The following is a 21,960-nucleotide window of genomic DNA, read 5'->3' as shown; positions in this document are numbered from 1 at the left end:
TGGGTGTGAGCGGGACAAAAAAACAATGGAGGTAAATCTATCAACGGTATACGGGAAACGCCTGCGTCAACTTTGCTACTCGCTCCCGCACTTGAGCGATACAATCGGAATCATTCGGATTATCCAATACATCCGCAATGCAGTGGCCGACAAGACGAGCCTCTTCTTCCCTGAATCCTCGTGTAGTTATCGCTGGTGTGCCGAGACGAATACCGGAGGTGATAAAGGGTCTTTCCGGGTCGTTGGGGATGGCATTTTTGTTCACAGTAATATGGGCCTCGCCAAGCACGCGTTCGGCGTCCTTACCAGTGATCCTCTTTCCGCGAAGGTCAACGAGCATGAGGTGGCTCTCTGTGCGGCCGGAGACAATGCGCAAGCCACGATCGCCCAATGTATCGGCCAGTACGGCGGCGTTTTTCATAACTTGCTGCTGATAGTCTCTGAATTCCGGAGCCAGAGCTTCTTTGAAGGCGACGGCCTTACCGGCAATAACGTGCATTAACGGACCGCCTTGAATACCGGGAAATATTGCGGAATTAATGCTCTTCTCGTGTTCGGAACGCATGAGAATGACTCCGCCGCGCGGACCGCGCAGACTCTTGTGCGTCGTTGTGGTCACAAAGTCAGCGTAAGGCACGGGGTTCGGATATACGCCTGCGGCGATCAGCCCCGCGTAATGGGCCATATCCACCATGAAATAGGCACCAACTGTCCTCGCCACGTGCGCAATGCGCTCGAAGTCGATACGCAACGAAAAGGCCGATGCCCCTGCAACAATCAGCTTGGGTTTGGTTTCGCGGGCCTTGACGTCCAAAGATTCATAGTCAATGTCCTCCTTGGCGTTCAGGCCGTAACTGACCGCATTGAACCACTTCCCACTCATGTTCAGCTTCATGCCATGGGTAAGATGGCCGCCTTCGGCGAGGCTCATGCCCATGATGGTGTCGCCTGGATTAAGCACGGCGAAGAAGACACCCTGGTTTGCTTGTGAGCCCGAATTGGGCTGCACATTTGCGGCTTCGGCTCCGAAGAGCTGCTTTACCCGGTCTATGGCTAACTGCTCCACAACATCGACGTTCCCGCATCCACCGTAATAACGCTTCCCGGGATAGCCTTCGGCGTACTTATTGGTGAGCTGCGAACCTTGGGCAGCCATCACAGCCGGAGATGCATAGTTTTCCGAAAGCGATCAGCTCAATATGCTCCTCCTGTCGCTGATTTTCCTGCTCCATCGCGGCGAACAATTCCGGATCGATCCGGTCGATACTGTATTTTATCCGTTCAAACATGGTCATTCCTCGATAAGTGCAGCTCGGCACGCAATCTCTTCGCGGCGGCAACCATATTGGTCAGGGCCGGAATCACCTCTTTCCACTGCCGGGTCTTCAGGCCGCAGTCGGGATTGACCCACAACCGTTCGACCGGGATACGTTCGGCGGCTTTTTTCATCAGTGCGACAATGTGCTCTTCGCTGGGAATGTTGGGCGAGTGTATATCGTACACCCCCGGACCGATCTCGTTCGGATACTTGAAGACGTCGAAAACATCGAGAAGCTCCATATCGGAACGCGAAGTTTCAATGGTGATGACGTCAGCATCCATATCAGCTATGGCCGAAATTATGTCATTGAACTCGGAGTAGCACATATGTGTATGGATCTGGGTTTCGTCGCTTACTCCGTTGGCGGTGATGCGGAAAGATTCCACGGCCCAGTCAAGGTACTCCTTCCACTGAGACTTGCGAAGGGGCAATCCTTCGCGAAGGGCGGCCTCGTCGATCTGGATCACGCGCACCCCAGCCTTCTCCAGATCCAGCACCTCCTCGCGGATGGCCAGCGCCAGCTGCTTGCAGGACACTGAGCGCGGCTGGTCGTCTCGGACGAAGGACCAGTTAAGGATGGTCACTGGACCGGTTAGCATGCCTTTCACAGGCTTGTCGGTCAGGGATTGAGCGTAGCTGATCCAGTCCACCGTCATGACTTTCGGACGTCGGATGTCTCCGAAGAGGATAGGCGGCTTGACGCAGCGCGAACCATAAGACTGCACCCACCCGAACTGGCTGAAGGCATAGCCTTCGAGCTGTTCGCCGAAATATTCAACCATGTCGTTACGCTCGGCCTCCCCATGCACGAACACATCCAGGTTCAGGGATTCCTGTTCACGCACACAGCGGGCGATCTCACCTTGAATGGCTTGCCTGTACTCGACCTGATCGATTTTCCCGGACTTGAACTGACTGCGTACCTGACGGATCTCCGCCGTCTGTGGGAAGGAGCCGATGGTGGTCGTCGGGAATTTTGGCAGATTCAAAAGCGGTGCTTGCTTGGCTGCACGCACATCATAGGGGTTTTTACGGCATCCCAATTCTGGAGTAATTCCGGTCAGAGCGGCCCTAACCGCCGGATTGGTGACACGCGGCGAATTGCGGCGGGTTTCAATTGCTCTGCGGTTAACGTCCAGCTCGACCTTAACCGCAGCGCGGCCCCGGTTTAGCGCGGTGGCGAGCACAACTATTTCGCCTAGTTTCTGTTTGGCGAAGGCCATCCAGGATTTGATCTCGTTATCGAGCCGCTGTTCGCTGTCAAGATCGACCGGCACATGAAGCAGCGAACACGACGGAGCAATCCACAGGCGATCTCCCAGGCGGGCGTGCAGCGGTTCCAGCCAGTCGAGCACGGCATTAAGGTCGGTCTTCCAGATGTTGCGGCCGTTGATCACCCCAAGCGACAGAATTTTGTGCGAGGGCAATATGTTCAGCAGCGGCAGTACACCGTCGCGGTCGTTGAGCGCGTCGAGGTGCAGGCCCGCGACCGGGAGATTGGCCGCGAGATAGGCGTTCTCCTGCAACTGGCCGAAGTAGGTCGCGACCAGCAGATTGACTTTAGTGCTCTTGAGCTGGTGGTAAGCGGTGTTGAAGGCATGCTGCCATTCGGCATCGAGCTCGGTGACGAGGACGGGTTCATCAATCTGCACCCATTCCACGCCCTGAGAAGCCAGGTTATCCAGCAGTTCGCCATAGACCGGCAGCAGGCGCTCCAAGAGAGCCAGCTTGTTCGAGTCGTCCTTGGCCTTGCCGATGGCGAGATAGGTGAGTGGACCGATAATCACCGGCTTGGCCTTCACGCCCTGAGACTTGGCTTCATCCAGTTGCGCCAACAGCTGCGTGGCATCGAGATTGAACGTGGTCTTCGCGTTGAATTCTGGGACAATGTAATGGTAGTTGGTATCGAACCACTTGGTCATCTCGCCAGCCGCAACCCCGTCGCAGCACTGCGCATGATTTTCAGTCGATTGTGCTGACCGACCTCGTGCGACACGAAAGTAATTGTCCAGCTGGTCACCTTGAAAGCCCTGGACGCGCTCAGGCAGGTTACCTAGAGCAAAGCTCATGTCCAGCACTTGATCATAAAAGGAGAAATCGCCGACGGGCACAAGATCAAGTCCGGCCTGATCCTCCCAGTGGCGTTTACGTAAAACGGCCCCCAACTCTTTTAGTTCGTCACGGGATGATTCTCTCTTCCAGTAGGCTTCGAGGGCGAATTTCAGCTCGCGTTTGGCTCCGATGCGCGGGAAACCAAGATTATGCGTTTTTGCCATTGCAGATCCTTTCTTTTGATTTTGAACAGATGCGCTAAATATACAGTTTGCATGTATGAAGTAAAATGATATATTTTCAGAGAACGATGAAATTTGCTCATAGTGAAAGGTGCCCCAATGGCCATTCTTGAACGTATCCACCTGGAAATTATCCGTGCCGTCGACCAAAATGGCTCACTCACGGCCGCCGCAGAAAAACTACACCTCACCCAGTCCGCACTCAGCCATAGCATTCGCAAGCTGGAGGATCAGTTGGGTGCTGCGATATGGCGTCGTGAGGGACGTAGTTTGTGCCCAACCCAGACAGGGGAATACCTGTTGGGTTTGGCCAATCGTCTAGTGCCACAATTTGTCCACGCTGAGGAACGCATTGAGCAGTTTGCGCGAGGTGAGCGCGGTACGTTGCGCATTGGCATGGAATGCCATCCTTGCTATCAGTGGCTGCTGAAGATCGCATCGCATTTTCTGGCTGCATGGCCCTCGGTCGATTTAGATGTTAAGCAAAAATTTCAATTCGGGGGCGTCGGTGCACTGTTTAGCTACGATATTGATTTGTTGGTAACACCTGATCCTTTTCACAAGAAAGGTCTACTTTTTGAGTCAGTTTTTGATTATGAACAGGTGTTGGTCGTCGGCCCGCAACATCCATTGCGTCAAGCAAGCCATGTGAGCCCGGAGCAATTATCCAAAGAAATCCTGATCACCTATCCGATCACCATTGACCGGCTCGACATTTATACACGGTTCCTCACGCCTGCGGGCATCAGCCCGAAACGACACAAACTGATCGAGACAACTGACATCATGCTGCAAATGATAGCCAGCGGCCGAGGCGTTGGAGCTTTGCCACGCTGGATCGTCGAAGAATACGCAGACCGGTTTGATGTCTTCCCGGTGCGGCTGGGAAAATCAGGTGTGGACAAGCAGTTATTCCTCGGTATTCGTGAGGCAGACGATAGCATCGACTATGTACGTGGATTTTTGGCTTTGGCGCGTGCTCAAAGGGATTCTACAGAAGCACCTCGTAGTGCATAGCGTGCTGCGGCAGGAGAAATAGACCCTTTCGATTGTCTAATGGAACTCTATTCCAAATTACGGAATAAGGTTACACATTCCAAATGAAGTAAATTAAATCAGCATCAGGTGCCCGAACCCGTCCTCATCGTCCTGTGCCACCTCGCTTCCGGCGGATTTTCTCGAATACCACCGGCTGTCCCGCTCACCTTATGACGGGGTCTTTTCCGAGATCACCGAGAGCGACGAATACCCCTCCCTCGACGCCTGCGGCAAGGCCGTTCTGGCGCGGCTGAACCCCGCCCGCTGAAATTCGCAGTCACCCTCCGACACATCGCCGACGCTTCCGGTAAGTAATCGCTGAACGCTCCCCGCAGGTCGCGGAGAGCACAGCAAACTGACCGGAGACGTTGATGGAACTGTTCGCCACAGACCTGGAAAGGCTGGCGTTTCTACTGGAGGCCGATGCGGCGCTGACTCTCGATCCCGACACGCTCGGGTCCGAGGCCGCCGAACAGTCCGCTCCTGAAGAGCTCCCTCCCGAGAAGCGCCCCAAGTACATCACCAACTACATCGGCAGTAAGCAGAAGCTCGTCGACTGGATCTGGAAGCATACCCCGGAAGGCACTGGCACGGTGCTGGATGCCTTTTCGGGGTCTGCGGTCGTGGCCTACATGTACAAGACCAAGGGCCTCCAGGTCATCGCCAACGACCGGCTCCGCTACTGCCACCATGCCGCCAGGGCGATCATCGAGAACAACTCGGTTCGCCTGAGCGAGGAAGAGATCGAGGCACTCCTGGCCGACAACGCCAAGGCGGGCTGCTTCGTTCAGGACAACTTCAAGGGCATCTTCTTCGCCAAGGGCGTCCATGCGCTGATCGACACCATCCGCGCCAACTGCGACAAGCTCTCCGGCTTCAAGAAAGACATCGCCCTGTTCGGCCTCGGCAAAACCTGCATGAGCGGCAAGGGTGGCTTCGGCCACTTCTCGTCGTCCACCGATTATGGCCGCCGCCAGGACACTCCCGACGAGTTCAAGGATCGCCTGCGCAAGAACCTGCAGCGCATCAACGCCCTGGTCTTCGACAACGACAAGGAGAACAAGGCATACCGTCAGGACATCAATGATCTGCTGCCGAAAGCCAAGGCGGATCTGGCCTACTTCGATCCGCCCTACGCCACCGAGTTTTCGACCACCAACTACGAGCGGGCCTACCACTTCGTGGAGGGGCTCATGACCTATTGGGAAGGGCTCGAAATCAAGGCCGACACCAAGGTCAAGTATTACGAGACTGACCACAAGACCGTCACCAAGGCCAACGCCAGCGAGTTCTTCCAGACTTTTCTCGGCAACGCCAAGCACATCCCGCACTGGCTGATCTCCTACCGCGATCACGCCTATCCCAACGAGCAGGAGATGAAGCGGATCATCGGCTCCTTCGGAAAGCAGAGCCGGATGAAATCCAAGGATCACCACTACGCCATCACCGCCAAGCACGGCGAGGCTTCCAACGCCAAGGAGCGTCTGTTCGTCTGCGCTCCCGGGGCCAAGGCCAGCGCCGAGCGGGAGGAGAAACCCGCTCCGATGGCCGCCGCCGCGAACTTCCACACCAGTATCCCCGTGGACATCCGGCTGGGCGATGGTGAACGCCTCGCGACCGAGGCCATGGATGTCGGCTCGGCGGGCGACCCCCAATTCAGCTTCGTGCTCTGTCGCACCGGCACCAACAAGAACGGCGATCACTTCACTGCCGAGGAGTTGTCCGGTCGGCACATGACGGCCGTGAACAAGAAGATCGATCTGCAGCATTCGCAGGAGTTCAACGACATCGTGGGTGGTGTTGTCGCCGCCGACTACCTGGAGGACGACAACGGCGGCCGCGTGGAATGTGTCGGCGAGCTGTACGTCCACGACACCCCGGCCGCCCGGCTGGCCTACAAGCTGATGAAGCGCGGGATCATCTCCCAGGTCTCCATGGAGTGCGACTACCAGGAGGGCGAATGCTCGGTCTGCCACAAGCGCTTCCAAAACAAGGCCGACTACTGCACCCACCTGCGCAAATTCAAGGGCCGTGATTTCAACGGCCAACCCGTTTTCGAAATTCTGCACGGCGTCACTTTCACCGGACTGGGACTGCTCGACCGCAAAGGCGCGGACGAGAACGCCAGGATTCTGCAGGTGGCGTCCCTTCAGAGCCAGCCCGACCAATCCCAACCCGAAGGAGATTCCACGATGGAAGACAAAACCAAACCCACCGATGACCCGGCCGCCAAGACTGAATCTGACGCGGCCAAGAAGAAACCGGCCCAGCAGGAAGGCGATCCCGCTCGCGTTACCGACCTGGAAAAGGAAAACCGGCAGCTCAAGGCCCAGATCGCCGAGCTGCAGAAACGCGTCCAGGAACTGGAAGCCGAACAAAAAGCGGCCGCCTGCCGCTCCCGCGCCAAGAAGCTGCTCACCCGGCTGGAAAAGCAGGGGCTCTCCTTTGCGTCCGAGGAGGACCGGGAAGCCGAGCTGAAACGCCTGGCCGAATTGTCCGACGAAGCCTTCGCCGCCACCGAGGCCGCTTACGAGCGCCTGCCCAAGTCGACCAAAGCGGACAAGGACAAGGAAGAGAAACCCGCCGACAGCGACCAGGGCGGCAAGCCCGCCGCCAAGGCATCGACGGAGACGCCGCTACGCAGCGACGCCGGTGTCCGGCCTCTCGATGTGGACGACCGCAAGGTGTCGCTCGAGGACCGTCTGCGCGACGGGTTCATGGCCGCTTACCGCAACCGTGTCGGCGAGGAATCTCCCGAACATTCGCAAATCAACGCATAAGGAGGAAACACCATGTCATTCATCAATCCGTGTCACCGGGGCCTCGCCTATGGCGACGGCCACATCCAGGGCGACGGCCAGCTCGGCCAGGTAGTCCGCGTGGTCGGCGATGACCTGTTCGCCGTCAACACCGATCCAGAACTTCGCTCGTTCGGCATTCTGATCAAGGACTACGCCGAAGGTGAAATGCCGGGCATTTACTGCGGCGGCGGGATCTACGAAACGGATGTTTTCGAGGGAACGATCAACCCCGGAGACAACCTCAAGGTCTCTGCCACCGGAAAGCTCGAAGGCGGCAACATCGCCAACAGGCAGCTTGTTATCGCCCAGGCAATTTCCGTACAGAGCGGCGTCCTCAAATTCCGCCTGCTTGTCTAACCCAAGGAGCCAACGCACATGAAAACCAATCAGTTGAAGATCCATTCCCAGGAGTACATGGAAACCATGGCGCGGCTCATGAGCGAGGCTCTCGAGTCGCCGGAAGGCATGCAGGCGCTTGCTGCCGCCATCGCCGCGCCCATTGAACAGGAGATCAAGCGCAAGGAGATCTCCTCGCTGCTGCTCACCAAGCACACGCTGCCCAAGGGCGAACGCCCGGTCTATCAGAAGAAGCCTACGGTCAAGGCCCACTGGATCAGCAAAGAAGGTGAGGCTCAGGAACAGGAGGTGGGCAAGGACGAGGTCGAGTTCCCCACCAACCGCATCCACTCCAACCCGATGGTGGACGTTTCCGTCCTCAAGAACGGCAATATCGGCACGCTGATGGACATCCAGACCAGCGCCGCCGACGCCATCCGCAAGGAGATGGACCGCCGCACCATTTCGGTGCTCTCCTCGGCCATCCCGGCGGCCAACACCATCGAGGTCACCGGCGACCTGCTCACCGAAGAGGCGCTGAACGAGGCCATCTCGATCATCGAGGACCTGGAGCTGTCGGTGAAGTACATCGTCATGCGTGGCCGCCGGTTCAACGACATGCGCGGCTGGAACCTCGATCCCCAGACCAAGCTCGAGCTGCGCCAGAAGGGTGTCATCAAGAACTACGGCACCGGCGGCATTCTGCTGACCGCCTCCATGCCGCTGGACGAGATCATCATCGTCCCGGATGAAGAGGTCGGAAAGATGCCGGTGCGCGAAAACCTGAAGACGGAGTCCATCGATCAAAAGACCCGCTTCAAGACCGGCTGGCTGGTGTGGTCCGAAATCGGTCAGGGCATTACCCGCCCCGACATCATGGCCAAGGTCAAACTGGTTCCGTAATCTTAGGAGGTGACGTGAGATGAATCGAACCAAGAACATCCGTCCCGGCGTTCTGGTGATCCCCGACGCCGGGCTGAAACTCAAGCCCGGCCAGGTGGTCGAGGTGGAACGCCTCACCAAGCAGATCCAGGCGGCGCTCAAGAATGGCCGCCTGGCCATGGCCGACAAGCCGAAGCAGGAACCGCTCGCCCCTCCAGAGCCCGACCATGACGCGGAACCGGTGGACCTGAGCAAACTCTCCGCCACCGACGCCATCTCCAGGGTCAACGAGGAAGCCAATCCGGAGACCCTCAAAGGCTACATGGACACCGAGAAACGCCGCACGGTGATCGACGCGCTCAAGAGCCGCCTGGAGGGCCTGCAAGGTGTTGCTGAGTGACCTGATCGCCGACCTGCGGCTCGACCTATCCGACCCGGGCGCATCTCTCTTCGAGGACCAGACTCTGGAGAGGTGCGTCCGGAAGGCCGTTTTCCGGGTTGGCCGCGATCTCGACCAATCGCTGACGGTCACGGCCGGAGAGATCACCCCCGATCCCACCGGCGAGGTCCGTGAGCTTCTGGTGATCATGGCGCAGATCCACGCCTGCCAGGTCATGCGTTCGGCCACCGCCAACGCCTTCTCCTTTTCCAGTGGCGACAAGCGGGTGGATAAAACCGGCCAGCCCGGCCATTGGGCCAAGCTCGAGGCCGATCTGCTCGCCGACTACCGGCAGCGTCTCACCGAGCTGCGTCCGGCCACCCAGCTCGATCAGGAAGCCTACATCCTGACCCCGAGCGGACTCACTCCGGTCATCTACGAACAAGGGATCGATCTCGATGTTGTTGAATGACCGGGAACGCGCCGAAGCCATGGCCGACGTCGCCCGGCTGATCCTCTCCTCGGGCCAGACCGCACGGGTTCTGCGCGTGGTTCCCGGCGAGCGGCTTTACGGCACCGACGATGCCGAATATTCAGAAGTTTCTGTCATCCCCCTCGAACTGAACGAAACCCCGCCGGAGGAGTTGAGCGGCAAGATTGACGCGCTCGCCTGCGTCCTTCCGGATGCCGACGTCCGGGGTGAAGACCGCCTGGACGCAGACCGGGAAACCTATCGCATACAGAGTGTGGAAGAAGAACACTTCTTCGGCACCGTCACTCACAAGAACCTGCAACTGGTGAAGCTCAATGGGCGTTAGGCGGACCGGTGACTGGGACAAGGCCCGCGCCAAGCTGACCACCGGCATGGGGCCGCGCCTGGCCACCGCCCTGCGTCAGGCCACGATCCGCAACGCCCTTTTTCTGGTGCGCGAGATCCAGCGGGGGATTCGCTCCCAGGCCCCGGGCGGACAGGCCTTTGTGAAACTCGCCGCAAGCACAATCGAGCGCAAAGGTTCCAGCAAGGCGCTCATCGACACCGGCTTTCTCGTCAACGCCATCACCCAGAAGATCATGGCTGACAAGGTGTTCGTCGGCCTGCTGCGCGGCACCGTAAACAAGGACGGGGAAGAAATGGTGAACATCGGTGCCGTCATGGAGTACGGAGCCACCATCAAACATCCGAACGGCGCGACCATCATCATCCCCGCCAGACCCTTTCTGCATCCGGTGATGGAGAAGTACCGCGAACAGATCCTCCAGAACTATCGCGAGGCGATCCGCTCCGCGCTTTGAGCCTCCGACACATCGCCAGCGCTTCCGGTAAGTAACCAGGCAGAAAACGGAGGCGTCCCTTGAGCACGATACAGACCGTCACAGAAACACTGATCCGCCTGGCCAAGCAGGCCATCCACCCGGACACCGTGCTGGTGTTCCCGGATGACCTGTTCGAGGTCCAGCGTACCCCCAGCGTCATCCTCCAGGGGCCGAAGCTGGCGGAAGACCGTTTCCGCCGCAGCCAGAGCCGCCTGTTCGAGAAGAATGTCGCGGAGCTGAGTTTCGAGGAGTGCCGGTTTCCCCGTCTCTATCACCTCGATTTCGACCTGGTGGTGACCGTGGACCGGGAGGCCGAACTGCTTAGGTTTAGCGAATCGATTTCGCGGTTCCTCCAGCTTTACCCGGAGATCGCCATCGCCGACCAGGGCAGCCTGAACCTTACCGAACTGGTTCCTCTGGGCGGCCTGGCCCGGGTGAACCTCTCCAACCTCCGGCAAAGCTCCGGACGCATCCGCATCGAATCCTGCCCGGTGTACGACGGCGACCTGCGCGACGGTCGGCTGATCCGGGACCGGACCTTCCAGTTTCACGGCGACGTGACAGAGCAACGAACCATTCAACCGTAAAGGAGAACAACCGTGATCGAGATCAGAAACCTGCAGTTCCAACCCCTGACGTTCAACCTCTCCGGCCAGGGAACCCTTCACCTCGGGCCGCGAGAACGCAAGAGCATCGCCCGCAAGGACCTCTCCGCCGAGATCAAGACCGCCGGAAAACGCGGCCTGGTGCGCATCACCGACCTTACCGGCGGCGCGGAACCGGAGCCGGAAAAGCCCACGGCAACCGATGACGCCGCAGCCGATGAGGCCAAGACCACCAGCAAGCGGAGGAAATAACCATGCCGACCTATCTATCGCCCGGGATTTACACCCGGGAAACGGACTTCAGTTTCTATGTGAAGCAGATCTCGACCTCGTCGGCCGCCATGGTCGGAGTGGCCGAGAAAGGCCCGATCAACAAGCCCGTGCTGGTGACGAGCTGGGAACAGTTCATCAACCGTTTCGGCTCCTATATCAACGAGAGCTATCTGGCCTACGCCGCACGGGCGTTTTTCGACAACGGCGGCTCGGTCCTCTACGTCACCCGCATCGCCCATCTCACCGACTCCACCGACCGGGACACCCTGACGGCGCTCAAATCTTCCATCGTGCTGCAGAACCGTGAGGCGACGCCCGCCGACGCCCTGCGGATCGAGGCCGTGAACGAAGGTGTCTGGGGGGACCGGCTCTCCGTCTCCATCGAGGACGGCTCCCTCGACCCGGCCAACCATTTCAACCTGGTGGTCCGGCATAAAGGCGATGTGGTCGAGGTGTTCAAGGATCTGAGCATGGACGAGACGCTGCCGAACCATGTGGAGCTGGCGATCAACGACCGTTCGGATTTCATCCTGGTCCAGGATCTGGCAGCCGCGTCGGGAACGCCCTGCGACCGTCCGACATTGGGCGTGTTCACGCTCGGCGGCGGCGACAACGGACTGACCGATCTGGCCGATGCCGATTTCATCGGCGATCCCTCGCAGCATACCGGCCTCTATGGCTTTGATGAGATCGACGCCCTGAACCTGCTGATGGTTCCCGGCGTCACCACGGTGCCGGTGATCAACGCCGGAATCGCCTATGCCGAGGGGCGCAAGGATCTGCTGTTCATCGCCGACACGCCCATACATCTGGAGCCGCTCGAAGCAGTCGACTTCCGCAAGGGACAAGGGATGTACAGCCACGCGGCCTTCAACTCCTCCTACGCGGCGCTCTACTACCCCTGGCTGGAGATCAGCGATCCGGTCAACTCGCGCAAGAAGCTGGTGCCGCCCTGCGGCGCGGTGGCGGGCTGCATCGCCCGCAGCGACCAGAAGACCAACGTCTGGAACGCGCCCGCCGGTATCGACCGGGGCCGCATCTTCAACACGCTCTCCCTGGCCTACAAAACCAGCCGTGGCGAGCGCGATGTGCTCTATCCGGAAGGGGTCAACGTCATCGCCGTGTTCCCCGACACCGGCATCAACATCTGGGGGCAGAAGACACTGCAGAGCCAGCCATCGGCCGTGGACCGCATCAACGTCCGCCGCCTGATGATGTACATGGAGGAAGCCATCTCGGAATCCTCCCGCTTCGTGGTGTTCGAACCGAACCATCCCCAGACCTGGCGTGCCCTCGGTCGCCTGATCAATCCCTTCCTGCAGGACATCAAGGACAAGGGCGGCCTCTACGACTTCGCCTTCCAGTGCGACGAGGAGACCAACACCCCGGCGGTCATCGACCGCAACGAAATGGTGGCCCGCGTGTTCGTCAAGCCGACCAAGACGGCTGAGTTCATCGAGCTGAACTTCATCCTGACCAGCACCGGCGCGGACTTCAAAGAAATCATCTAACGGGAGAATACGGCTATGAGAAGCGGAAACATGCCCAAAAGCCTTTATCAGAACTGGCAGTTCGCCATCGAGGTAATCGGCTTCGACGTGGCCCTGTTCCACAAGGGACAGGAGCCCAAAACCGAATTCGAGGAAGTGGCCTTTGCCCCGGCCGGTTCGATGTTCGACCAGAAGGTGGCGGGGCGGGTCAAGTTCGAGGACATCACCCTCGAGAAAGGCAACCTGCAGGACGGCTCCGACGAGGCTGCCCGCGAATGGATCAAGAAACAGGTGGACGTGAACGCCGTCACCGGCGGCCTTCCCGCCGACTACATGCGCGACATCGACGTTGTCCGCTACGACCGCACCGGCAACGAGACCCGCCGCTGGACCTTGCACGGGGCCTGGGTGAAAGCGCTCGAATACGACGAGCTCGAGGGTGGCAACACCGAGAACACCATCGAGAAGCTCACCATCTGCTTCCAATACTGGACCTAAACCGGAGGATCGACCATGTACAGCTTTGAACTGCCAAGCGGCACTGAACTCGAGCTCCGGGAAATGACCGGGGCCGAGGAAGAACTGCTCACCAACCAGCGCCTGATCCGCTCCGGAGAGGCGATCAACCAGGTGCTCCGCAACTGTTTCGTCCGGCTGGGCGAGAAGACCGATCCCGATCTTTCCGAGGTGATGAACCTGCTCTCGGGTGACCGGTTGTTCGCCCTGGTCCGCCTGCGCCAGATTTCCCTCGGGGACGAGGTGGAGCTGGAGCTGAGCTGCCCGAACAGCGCCTGCCGCATGACCAACTTCGTGACCGTCAATCTCGAGGATCTCAAGGTCACCCCCTACGGCGAAGAGCGGGAGTTCGCCTTCAAGCTGCCCGGCTCGAAGAAAACCGTGCGCTTCGGATATCTCGACGGCCATAAGGAAAAGCGCCTGGCCAGCCTGCGCGAGCCCAACATCTCCTCGGCCATGCTCATCCGCATTCTCGACATCGACGGCAAGGCACCTTCCAAGAAGAGCCTGGCGGAAATGTCGATGCGCGACCGCAACGCCCTGCGGCAGGAGATGTCGCGGGTCGACGCGGGAATCGACACCTCGGTCGAAACCGAATGCGATGGCTGCGGCACCAAGATCCGCACCCGTCTGGAGGCCGAACCGGCTTTTTTGTTCCCAGGAGTTCGCTTGTAAGCGACGTATTCTTTCTCGCTTACGGCGGACTGCACTGGGGCTGGTCGGAAACCCGCTCGCTGCCGCTCAGGGTCCGGCGTCAGTTCGTCGAGGCCCTCGAGCGGCAGCTTGATTTTGAACGTGAGCAAACGGAACGGCGATAGATGAACGGCGATCTCGGACTGGGCATAGTGGTATCGATGAAGGATGCGTTCTCGCAGAACGCGCAGCGCATCCGTGGCTCCATGATGGACCTCGATTCCACCGTCGCGGATGCCAGCGAGCGGATGACCCGCAACCTGGACCGTATCCAGCAAGGCACCATGATGCTGGGGGCGGGACTGGCCCTGATGGCAGTGCCCGCCGCCTTGGTCGCCTCCACCGCCGCGACCCAGAAGGCCCTGGGAGAGCTGGCGTCCTTGGGCGTGCAGGATCTCCGTGCCATCGAGGACGCCGCCGAATCCTTCACCAACCAGTGGTCCGGTGCCGACAAGGCCGCCTTCATCACCGCCACCTATGACGTGAAATCGGCCCTGTCCAACCTCAGCGACGAGGCGGTGGGCGTCTTTACCTCCATGGCCGCCATGACCGCCAAGGCGACCAAGGCCACCACCCAGGAGATGGTCGGCACCTTCACCACCGCCTACGGGATCTTCAAGCCCATCATGGCCGACATGAACGACATGGAATGGGCGACCGCTTTTTCCGGAGCCATGGCGCAGACCGTGGCCTCGTTCAAGACCAACGGCACCCAGATGGCCGACGCCATCAAGAACATCGGCGCGGTGGCTGCGGCTAGCAATATTCCCCTGAACGAGCAGCTCGCCGTGCTCGGCCAGCTTCAGACCACCATGCCCGGCTCAGAGGCGGGCACGCTGTACAAGGCGTTCATCATGAAGGCGGCCGAAGCCGGTGACGAGCTTGGCCTGTCCTTCACCGACACCAGCGGCCGTCTCAAGGGCGTGGTTCCCATCCTGCAGGAGATCAAGCGCCAGTTCCCCGACCTCTCCAACGCCGCCGCCCAAGTGAAGCTGAAGAAGGCTTTCGGCTCCGACGAGGCGGTCAAGTTCCTGCTGCAGATGTCGGCGGGCATGGAGAGCCTCGAAGGCAATATCCAATCGGTGGGCCGGGCCATGAAGACCGGCACGGCGGTCACCGAACAGATGGCCGACGCCATGAACCAGGACATCGGAGCCCGGTTTCTGCTCCTGCGCCAGCAGATGGCCAACCTCAGCGAAATCCTGGGCCGCACTCTGCTGCCGGTGGTCACGCCGGTGATCAACGGCGTCTCCCGCTTCATTCTGTTCCTGCAGCGCATGGCCAAATCGATGCCGGGCGTGACCCGGCTGGTCCTTGGATTATCCATGGCCCTCGGCACCATTCTGGTCGTGGCCGGAGCCGTCACCGCCGCCGTAGGCATGGTGGGACTCATGCTTCCCGCCATCAAGGCAGGGTTCGTGGCCATCAGCGCCGCGCTGGCCGGGGTGGGTTCGGCGGTCGCGACCTATTTTCTGCCCGTCACCGCGATCATCGCGGGCGTGATCCTCTCGGTGTATCTGCTCAAACGCGCATGGGAAACCAACTTCGGCGGCATTCAGGAGATCATCACCGGGGCCTGGAACAAGGTCTCGCTGGTGTTCCGGGGGTTCAGAGAGCTGGTGGGTTCGCTCAGCGGCGGCGTCGGGCAGATGTCGGCCGAACTGGCCCAGAAGCTCGAATCCGCCGGACTGCTGGGCTTCGTGGTCACCGTCTTCAAAGCCTATTACCGCGTTCGCGAGGCCCTGTCCGGATTGTGGGGCGCGTTCTCCCATGCCTTTGGCCGCATCCGCGCCATCCTCGAACCGACCGTCCGCACCCTGATGAGCGCTTACGCGGCATTGGCCAGCGCGGTCTTTTCAGTGGTGGAGATTTTCGGCGTGGCGGTCAGCGCCACCGACGGGTCGTCCTGGCGTACCTTCGGCACGGTTATCGGTACCGTCGCCGGTGTGCTTCTGCAGGGGTTGGCGTTCGCCCTGAAGATCGTGGCTTGGAACCTGTCGCTCATCGTCCGAGCCCTGGCGGTGGTGGTGCGCAGCGTGGTCTGGGTCGGCAAAATCATCGTCGGGTCCCTGATCGGAGCGACCAAGTTCATCTACAAGTTCCTGTTGCCCGTGCGCATGATCGGCGAGGCATTCGTGGCCGCCGGGAAGATCATCTATGCGGTCTGGCAGGTGCTGACCGGCGACATCTCCCTGCTGGACGGTCTCAAGGCCATTGGCGGCGCGGTCTACGGTTTTCTTGCCACCCCGTTCCGCTGGGCGCGGGATGTGGTGGTCGGGGTCTGGAATTTCATTTCCGGCATCTTCACCTCCATCGGACGCCTGGTGGCCGACGCCGCCGGACAGATCGGCCAGGCGATTCTGAATCTGCCGATCATCAGCACCCTGCGGGAGATGTTTGCCACCGTGCGTTCCTTCTTCGCCGGGGACACCACCTTCTTCGAGGCGGGCAAGAAGCTGCTCGTCACCTTGGGCGAAGGAATCTGGTCGGCGGTGACCTATCCCTTCACCATGCTCAAAAACGCTCTGGGCAAGCTGCGCAATCTACTGCCGTTCTCCGATGCCCGCGAGGGACCACTCGCCAGACTTACCGCTTCCGGCTCCGCGCTGCTCAAGACCCTCGCCGATGGCATGAGCCTTACCCAGTCGCTGCCCGCGAAAGTGTTCGGCTTCGCCGCTCGCGGGATTCTCTCGGCCGCTGCGGGAGCCTGGCAGCAGATCAAGTCGGCGGGCGGCAACCTCATGGACGCCGCCTCGGCTCCCTTCCGAATGGCTGGAAAACTCTGGGATGGGCTGACCACCGGGGCTCAATCCGTCGCGGCCAAGGCCGGTGCCATCTTCGGCGGTCTCAAACAATCCCTGTTTGGCGACACGCCTGAGCTGGCAATCACGCCGCCCAAGGTCAATGCCTGGGATGCGCTGGCCACGGGAGCCGTCAATGTCCGCGACCGGATCGTTGCCACGCTGTCTGCCGTCCCCGGGGCTGTGGGCCGAATCTTTGCCAGTGCCGGTACCGAGGGGCAATCCCTCTGGCAAAGGCTTTCCAGCGGCGCGAGCGCGGGCATTCAGGCAATCAAGGATCGCAGCGCCGGGATTGCCAACGGTTTGCTCTCCTCCGCTCGCGCCATGCTGGGAGTCCAAGGACCGGTCCCGCAGGTGGCCGAGCAGAAGCAACCATTCAAGACCGCGCAGCCCGCCGAATCGATTGGGCAACGCATCATCGAAAGCGTGCTCAGTCTCGTGCCGCGTCTGGACGAGCGCCTGGTGCCCAAGGCCCTGAGCGCCATGCTGATGCTCCAGCCGGTCATGGCCACGGCAACTCCGCCTCCGCATCCGATGAACGGCACCGTGCAGACCGTCGCGGCGGCCGTCGAGCCGGTAAGTAAGAACTATATCCAGCCGCTCACAGTGGAACTGGCACTGGAAAAGGGAGATGCCTCTCTGGCACCAGGTGGGATCGAGCGACCCATAACGTCCGCGCCGACTCCGATTGCAAAGCCCCTGCAATCGGGACTCGCCGAGACGGTGCCCTCCGAACGGTTGATTTCTCCGGCCCGCACCGCTCCAGCGACACCCCAGCGCGGAGAGGAAGCCGGTCCGGGAGCGCGCGAACTGCTGGAATCGCTGCTCTCGCGCCTCGATGGCCTGGCCGACCGACCGGTGGAACTGAGCGTGACCACCAACATCGATGGCCGGAAGGTGGCCGAGGCCGTCTACAAGGATCTTCGGGAGCGGAAGATCAGAAACTACGAAACACTTTGAGAGGACCGATGAAACGCATCTTTGTCTGCAGCCCGTTCGCGGGCGACATAGCCCGAAACGTCAGGGTCGCCGAGGCGCTTTGCCGTCAGGTTATGAGAAGCGGTCACGCTCCGTTCGCGCCGCACTTGTTGTATCCAACCTTTACCGATGACAGCGTTCCCGAGCAGCGGGAGACGGGGATCGCCTGCGGCTTGGCCTACATGGAATGTTGCGACGAGGTATGGGCGTTCACCGGCAACGGCATTTCCAGCGGCATGCGGCGGGAACTGGACCGGGCCGGACAACTGGGCAAGCCGATCATCGAGATCGCCGAGGTGTAAGCAATGGCCTGGGATCAACAGCCCATCAAGGGATATCTGGTGGACGCCGACACGGGGGAGCGGCTCGAATTCCAGTACAACCCCAACTCCATCAGCGACGAGAAGTCGACCGACTACGCGACGATCAAGATCCCCGGCATGAGCCACCCGCGCTACCAATACGTCGCCGGGGAACCGCGCCGGATCGCCTTCAAGGTCGAGCTGTTCAAGGGGCCGGTTAAACAGAAGGTCGACTGGCTCCGCTCGCTGCAATATCCGGAACACGCCGGAACCATGCTCAAGAACGCGCCGCACCGTGTGCTGCTGATTTTCGGAGATCTCTACCCGGGCGTGACCTGCATCGTCCGGCAGGTGAAGGCGCGGTTCTTCGGCCTGTTCGACCGGGACAACCTGCTGCCGCAACGGGCCGAGGTGGACATCGTCCTCGAGGAATACGTCGACCGTTCCATCAACTGGTCGGAGGTACGTTCATGATCGGCCGTGATTCCCGCTACGCCCGTTGCGTTCTCTACCGGGACAGCGACGGCACCTCCCTCGGCATGCGTCAGCGCATCGACATTACTCCGAGATATGACGATCGCCTGCACACCGTCGTCGAGGGCGACCGTCTGGATCTGCTCGCGCACCGCTATCTGGGTGACGCCAGGCTCTGGTGGATCATCTGTGATTACAACGACCTCTTTTTCCCGTTGGCGCTAGAGCCCGGCCTGGCCCTGCGCATTCCCTCTCGCGAACACGTCCAAATGCGCCTGCTCGACTGAAGCGTCCGACACCTCGCCATGCCTTCCGGTAAGTAAGCAGGGAACTGCGAACCGCCGGAGATACGCATGGATCTGGATACCTTCAAGCCGACATTTCTGATTCAGATCGAGGGGCAAGACCTCTCGAAGGACATTACCCAGGAGATCACCTCGTTCGTCTTCACCGACAACGAGGAGGAGCTGGATGTCCTCGAACTGTCGGTGACCGACCGCAACCTGCAGTTCGTCGACGATCCGCTGTTTCAGGAAGGCAACGAGATCGTGGCCCGCTTCGGCTACGTGGGGAATCTATCTCCGCGCAAGAAGGCGGTCATCAAGGACATCGATTATGACTTCCCGGAAAACGGCGATCCGACCATCCGCATCAAGGCCTACGACAAGGGCTTCAAGCTCGCGGGCAAGGAGAACCAAAAAGTCTGGCAGAAACCCGCTCCCGGCATCCTTTATTCGGAAATCGCAGAACAGATCGCCGCCGCCAACGGCCTCACCCCGGTGGTCACGGCCACCAAGGGGACCCATCTCCGCGTCACCCAAAGCAACATCTCGGACGCCCAGTTCCTCAAGGAGCTGGCGGAAAAGGCCCGCGACCGCGATGGCGACGGCGTGAGCGGCTATGTCTTCTACATCCAGGATGACGAACTCCATTTCCATCCCCGCGAGCTCGACCAGACGCCGCTTCTGACCCTCGAATATTTCACCGACACCAAGGGCCTGCTGCGCTCGTTCCGCCCCAGCACCCAATCCCAGGGAGCCAAGGGCGCGGGTGTCGAGACCAAGACGGTCGGTATCGACCCGCGCAAGAAGGACGTGGTCGAGCACAAGGCCAACAACGCCACCACCCCCGAGCGGACGGCCCTGGGCAAGCAGACCTATCTGGTCGACGGCAACACCGGCGAAGGCAGCTTCAAGGAACAGGAGACGGGGCAGATCGTGCCCAGCTTCGACCGTTCCGAAGGCTTTCACGAAGAGCCGCGCCAGGAGCCAGCCCAGGACAGCGCCGAGGGCAAGTTCCGCGAGGCCGAGCTGCGTCAGGTCGAGGCGGACGCCGCCACCATCGGCATTCCCCAGCTTCGCGCCAAGAAGAACGTCGAGATCAAGGGCGTGGGCCAGAAGTTTTCCGGCATCTATTACTGCCACTCGGTGTGCCACAGCATCAGCGGCGCAGGCTATCTCTGCGAACTCAAACTCAAGAAGAACGCCCTCGGCAAGGGCGCGGGCGACAAGTCCGCCGAGTCCCAGGGCAAACCCAACGACAAGGAGGCCCCGCCCACGCCGCAAAACGAGCCACCAGCCATGGTGACCATCGACGCGGATTCCGGCGCGGTCACACAAGGAGGCGGCAATGGGTGATCTCAGCAAGAATTTCAACCGTTCGGAATTCGCCTGCAAAGGCACGAACTGCTGCGGCCATTCGGCTGCAGTCCATCCCGACCTGGTCGACGCCCTGCAGACGCTGCGCGACCGCATAGGCAAACCGCTGTCCATCACCAGCGGCTTTCGCTGCAACCGGCACAACAAGGCGGTGGGCGGCGCGGAGCAGAGTTTTCACACGCTGGGCATGGCGGCCGACGTGAGCTGTCCGGCAGGCGTTCCGCCTGAAGAACTGGCGGTCATCGCCGAGGAGATCCCACTCTTCCGCGAGGGCGGCATCGGCGTCTATGCCTCCTGGGTCCATCTCGACGTGCGCCAGTCGGGCAAGGCGAGGTGGCGGTCATGAGCGCCCAAACCAAGACCCTGTTTTCCGGCACCGCGCTGGGTCTCTCCGGGCCGCTTCGGGTGGAGATCCTGCCCAATGGAATGACCGCGAGGCTGACTCAGCCGTTCCGTGTCCGCACCGGCGCTGGCCGCATCATCGAAGTGCCCGCCGGGTTCGAGACCGACTTCGCCTCGGTGCCGCGCCTGTTCTGGCGCGTGGTGCCGCCCTGGGGGCGATATTCCCCGGCGGCCGTCGTTCACGACTACCTCTACCACACCGGCAAGGTTTCGCGGCTTGCGGCCGACCGCCTCTTTCTCGAACTGATGGCGGCCCTGGGCGTGCCTCTGTGGAAAAGGCAGGTCATGTATTGGGCGCTTCGCCTCGGCGGCTGGCTGGCCTGGGACGCCAGTCGAAAACAGGAGGCGGAGCATGCTTGAAACCCGCGACCGTCAATCCGAGGAGCGCTACCGCAACCGCTGGTACGGCAAGTATCGGGCCTTCGTGCGCGACAACAACGACCCCGAACGCCTCGGCAGGGTCCGCCTGGAAATCCCCGCCGTGCTCGGCAGCGGGCGGGAGAACTGGTCCGAATGGGCCGCGCCCTGTTTCCCCTACGGCGGCAACGACGACACCGGCATGTTCCTGGTCCCCGAGGAAGGAGCTTCGGTCTGGGCAGAGTTCGAGGGAGGCGTCGTCCAGTATCCGATCTGGACCGGGGTCTGGCTGGCCAAGAGCAATCCCGGTGAGCAGCCCGAGGAATCGAAGCGCACCTGCGCGAATGCCTTCTGTCATGACTGCGAGGACAAGGTCGAGCATCAGGCCAACCGGCACGACGATCTCGAACACAAGAAGTACCACGGCCATCCGCCGTATTACTGCCCGCGTCTGAAGGTCCTGCTCAAGACCGAAACCGGCCACACCATCCTGGCCGATGACCGCGACGGCGACGAGCTGCTGCGGATCATCGACCGTGCCGGACAGATCCTCACCATGGAAGGGAAGGTGAAGCCCGAGATGCAGAGCGGCAACGCCCTGCGCCGAGGCACGAAGGACGCCGAGAAAGGCGACCAGCTCGACATCGCCTCGCAGATCGTCGGCTCCCGCGCCCGCATCCAGCTCACCGACCTCTGCCGCCAGCAGGTGATCCTCGAAGCCTGGCAGGACAAGGAGAAGGTCCACATCCTCTCGTGCGACAAGGGCCGCTCCCGCTGGCAGAAGATCCTCATCGATACCACCAAGGGCCGGGAAAAGGTTCACATCTGGGGCCTCAACGGCACCCAGGAAATCCTCGTCGATTCCACCGCCGCCGCCGAACAGATCCGTCTCACCGACAAGGCCGGTCAGGTGGTGCGCATGAACGCCGCGCCAGGCCAGGAAAGCATCAGCGCCACCGACAAGTCCGGCAGCCTCGTGTTCATGGATGGGGTGGCCGGAAACATCATCATTCGCTCGACGAACACCGTCTTGATCAACACCTGAA

21 protein-coding genes and 2 pseudogenes are annotated in these 21,960 nt (G+C 60.7%); 21 read left to right on the top strand and 2 right to left on the bottom strand.

What is annotated here, in order from left to right:
* Positions 1–40 precede the first annotated feature (40 nt).
* Positions 41–1,289 (bottom strand): annotated as a pseudogene (gene glyA / locus N911_RS16645) (serine hydroxymethyltransferase).
* Positions 1,282–3,597, bottom strand: a complete 2,316-nt coding sequence (metE, locus tag N911_RS0105265) for a 5-methyltetrahydropteroyltriglutamate--homocysteine S-methyltransferase (RefSeq protein ID WP_029895057.1) — start codon at positions 3,595–3,597, stop codon at positions 1,282–1,284. The pseudogene glyA and the gene metE overlap by 8 nt, the downstream one beginning before the upstream one ends.
* Before the next feature lie 117 nt (positions 3,598–3,714).
* Between metE and N911_RS0105260 the strand changes: the two genes are divergently transcribed.
* From N911_RS0105260 to N911_RS0105160, 21 genes and pseudogenes are all read left to right on the top strand, one after another.
* The gene (locus tag N911_RS0105260; RefSeq protein ID WP_029895055.1) at positions 3,715–4,632 is read left to right on the top strand and encodes a LysR family transcriptional regulator; all 918 of its coding nucleotides are present in this window, start codon (positions 3,715–3,717) and stop codon (positions 4,630–4,632) included.
* Positions 4,633–5,024: 392 nt separating this feature from the next.
* Positions 5,025–7,433, top strand: a complete 2,409-nt coding sequence (locus N911_RS0105255; RefSeq protein ID WP_029895054.1) for a DNA adenine methylase — start codon at positions 5,025–5,027, stop codon at positions 7,431–7,433.
* A gap of 12 nt (positions 7,434–7,445) precedes the next feature.
* Positions 7,446–7,811: a hypothetical protein gene (locus N911_RS0105250; protein ID WP_029895051.1), complete on the top strand. Its 366-nt coding sequence runs from the start codon at positions 7,446–7,448 to the stop codon at positions 7,809–7,811.
* Positions 7,812–7,829: 18 nt separating this feature from the next.
* Positions 7,830–8,693, top strand: a complete 864-nt coding sequence (locus N911_RS0105245) for an HK97-fold major capsid protein (protein ID WP_029895050.1) — start codon at positions 7,830–7,832, stop codon at positions 8,691–8,693.
* Between the two features lie 19 nt (positions 8,694–8,712).
* A complete protein-coding gene (locus N911_RS0105240; RefSeq protein WP_029895048.1) occupies positions 8,713–9,072 on the top strand; it encodes a hypothetical protein in 360 nt (119 codons plus the stop codon).
* Positions 9,059–9,523: a hypothetical protein gene (locus N911_RS0105235; protein ID WP_022992998.1), complete on the top strand. Its 465-nt coding sequence runs from the start codon at positions 9,059–9,061 to the stop codon at positions 9,521–9,523. The genes N911_RS0105240 and N911_RS0105235 overlap by 14 nt, the downstream gene beginning before the upstream one ends.
* A 19-nt stretch (positions 9,524–9,542) precedes the next feature.
* Positions 9,543–9,869: a hypothetical protein gene (locus N911_RS0105230; RefSeq protein WP_237559895.1), complete on the top strand. Its 327-nt coding sequence runs from the start codon at positions 9,543–9,545 to the stop codon at positions 9,867–9,869.
* Positions 9,859–10,344: a phage virion morphogenesis protein gene (locus tag N911_RS0105225; RefSeq protein ID WP_029895043.1), complete on the top strand. Its 486-nt coding sequence runs from the start codon at positions 9,859–9,861 to the stop codon at positions 10,342–10,344. Before N911_RS0105230 ends, N911_RS0105225 begins: the two co-directional genes overlap by 11 nt.
* 59 nt (positions 10,345–10,403) lie before the next feature.
* Entirely contained in the window at positions 10,404–10,952 is a 549-nt protein-coding gene (locus tag N911_RS0105220; RefSeq protein WP_029895041.1) for a hypothetical protein, read from the top strand.
* A 12-nt stretch (positions 10,953–10,964) separates the two neighbouring features.
* On the top strand, positions 10,965–11,222 hold the full coding sequence (locus N911_RS0105215; protein WP_028577512.1) for a hypothetical protein: 258 nt from the start codon (positions 10,965–10,967) through the stop codon (positions 11,220–11,222).
* Between the two features lie 2 nt (positions 11,223–11,224).
* Positions 11,225–12,754: a phage tail sheath C-terminal domain-containing protein gene (locus N911_RS0105210; protein WP_029895038.1), complete on the top strand. Its 1,530-nt coding sequence runs from the start codon at positions 11,225–11,227 to the stop codon at positions 12,752–12,754.
* A gap of 30 nt (positions 12,755–12,784) precedes the next feature.
* Positions 12,785–13,231, top strand: a complete 447-nt coding sequence (locus N911_RS0105205; protein WP_237559894.1) for a phage tail protein — start codon at positions 12,785–12,787, stop codon at positions 13,229–13,231.
* A 15-nt stretch (positions 13,232–13,246) separates the two neighbouring features.
* A complete protein-coding gene (locus tag N911_RS0105200; protein WP_029895034.1) occupies positions 13,247–13,924 on the top strand; it encodes a T4 family baseplate hub assembly chaperone in 678 nt (225 codons plus the stop codon).
* Between the two features lie 143 nt (positions 13,925–14,067).
* Positions 14,068–15,270: pseudogene (locus N911_RS19155) on the top strand (phage tail tape measure protein); the annotation flags it as partial.
* Positions 15,271–17,711: 2,441 nt separating this feature from the next.
* Entirely contained in the window at positions 17,712–18,023 is a 312-nt protein-coding gene (locus N911_RS19220; protein WP_029895029.1) for a DUF7768 domain-containing protein, read from the top strand.
* Between the two features lie 3 nt (positions 18,024–18,026).
* Positions 18,027–18,497, top strand: a complete 471-nt coding sequence (locus tag N911_RS0105185; RefSeq protein ID WP_011366981.1) for a CIS tube protein — start codon at positions 18,027–18,029, stop codon at positions 18,495–18,497.
* A complete protein-coding gene (locus tag N911_RS0105180; RefSeq protein ID WP_029895028.1) occupies positions 18,494–18,784 on the top strand; it encodes a LysM peptidoglycan-binding domain-containing protein in 291 nt (96 codons plus the stop codon). Before N911_RS0105185 ends, N911_RS0105180 begins: the two co-directional genes overlap by 4 nt.
* A 66-nt stretch (positions 18,785–18,850) precedes the next feature.
* Positions 18,851–20,134 (top strand): phage late control D family protein, encoded by a 1,284-nt coding sequence (locus N911_RS0105175; RefSeq protein WP_029895027.1) that lies wholly within the window; start codon positions 18,851–18,853, stop codon positions 20,132–20,134.
* A complete protein-coding gene (locus N911_RS0105170) occupies positions 20,127–20,501 on the top strand; it encodes a YcbK family protein (RefSeq protein WP_029895026.1) in 375 nt (124 codons plus the stop codon). The genes N911_RS0105175 and N911_RS0105170 overlap by 8 nt, the downstream gene beginning before the upstream one ends.
* Entirely contained in the window at positions 20,498–20,917 is a 420-nt protein-coding gene (locus N911_RS0105165; protein ID WP_029895024.1) for a DUF1353 domain-containing protein, read from the top strand. Before N911_RS0105170 ends, N911_RS0105165 begins: the two co-directional genes overlap by 4 nt.
* Positions 20,910–21,959 carry a phage baseplate assembly protein V gene (locus N911_RS0105160; RefSeq protein WP_011700611.1) on the top strand — a complete coding sequence of 350 codons (1,050 nt, stop codon included), beginning with the start codon at positions 20,910–20,912 and terminating at the stop codon, positions 21,957–21,959. Before N911_RS0105165 ends, N911_RS0105160 begins: the two co-directional genes overlap by 8 nt.
* The last annotated feature ends 1 nt before the right edge of the window (position 21,960 follow it).

Source organism: Desulfohalovibrio reitneri (assembly GCF_000711295.1).
GTDB lineage: Bacteria > Desulfobacterota > Desulfovibrionia > Desulfovibrionales > Desulfovibrionaceae > Desulfohalovibrio > Desulfohalovibrio reitneri.
The sequence above is the reverse complement of the archived record's forward strand: the minus strand, read 5'-3'. Positions and strand labels throughout refer to the sequence as shown.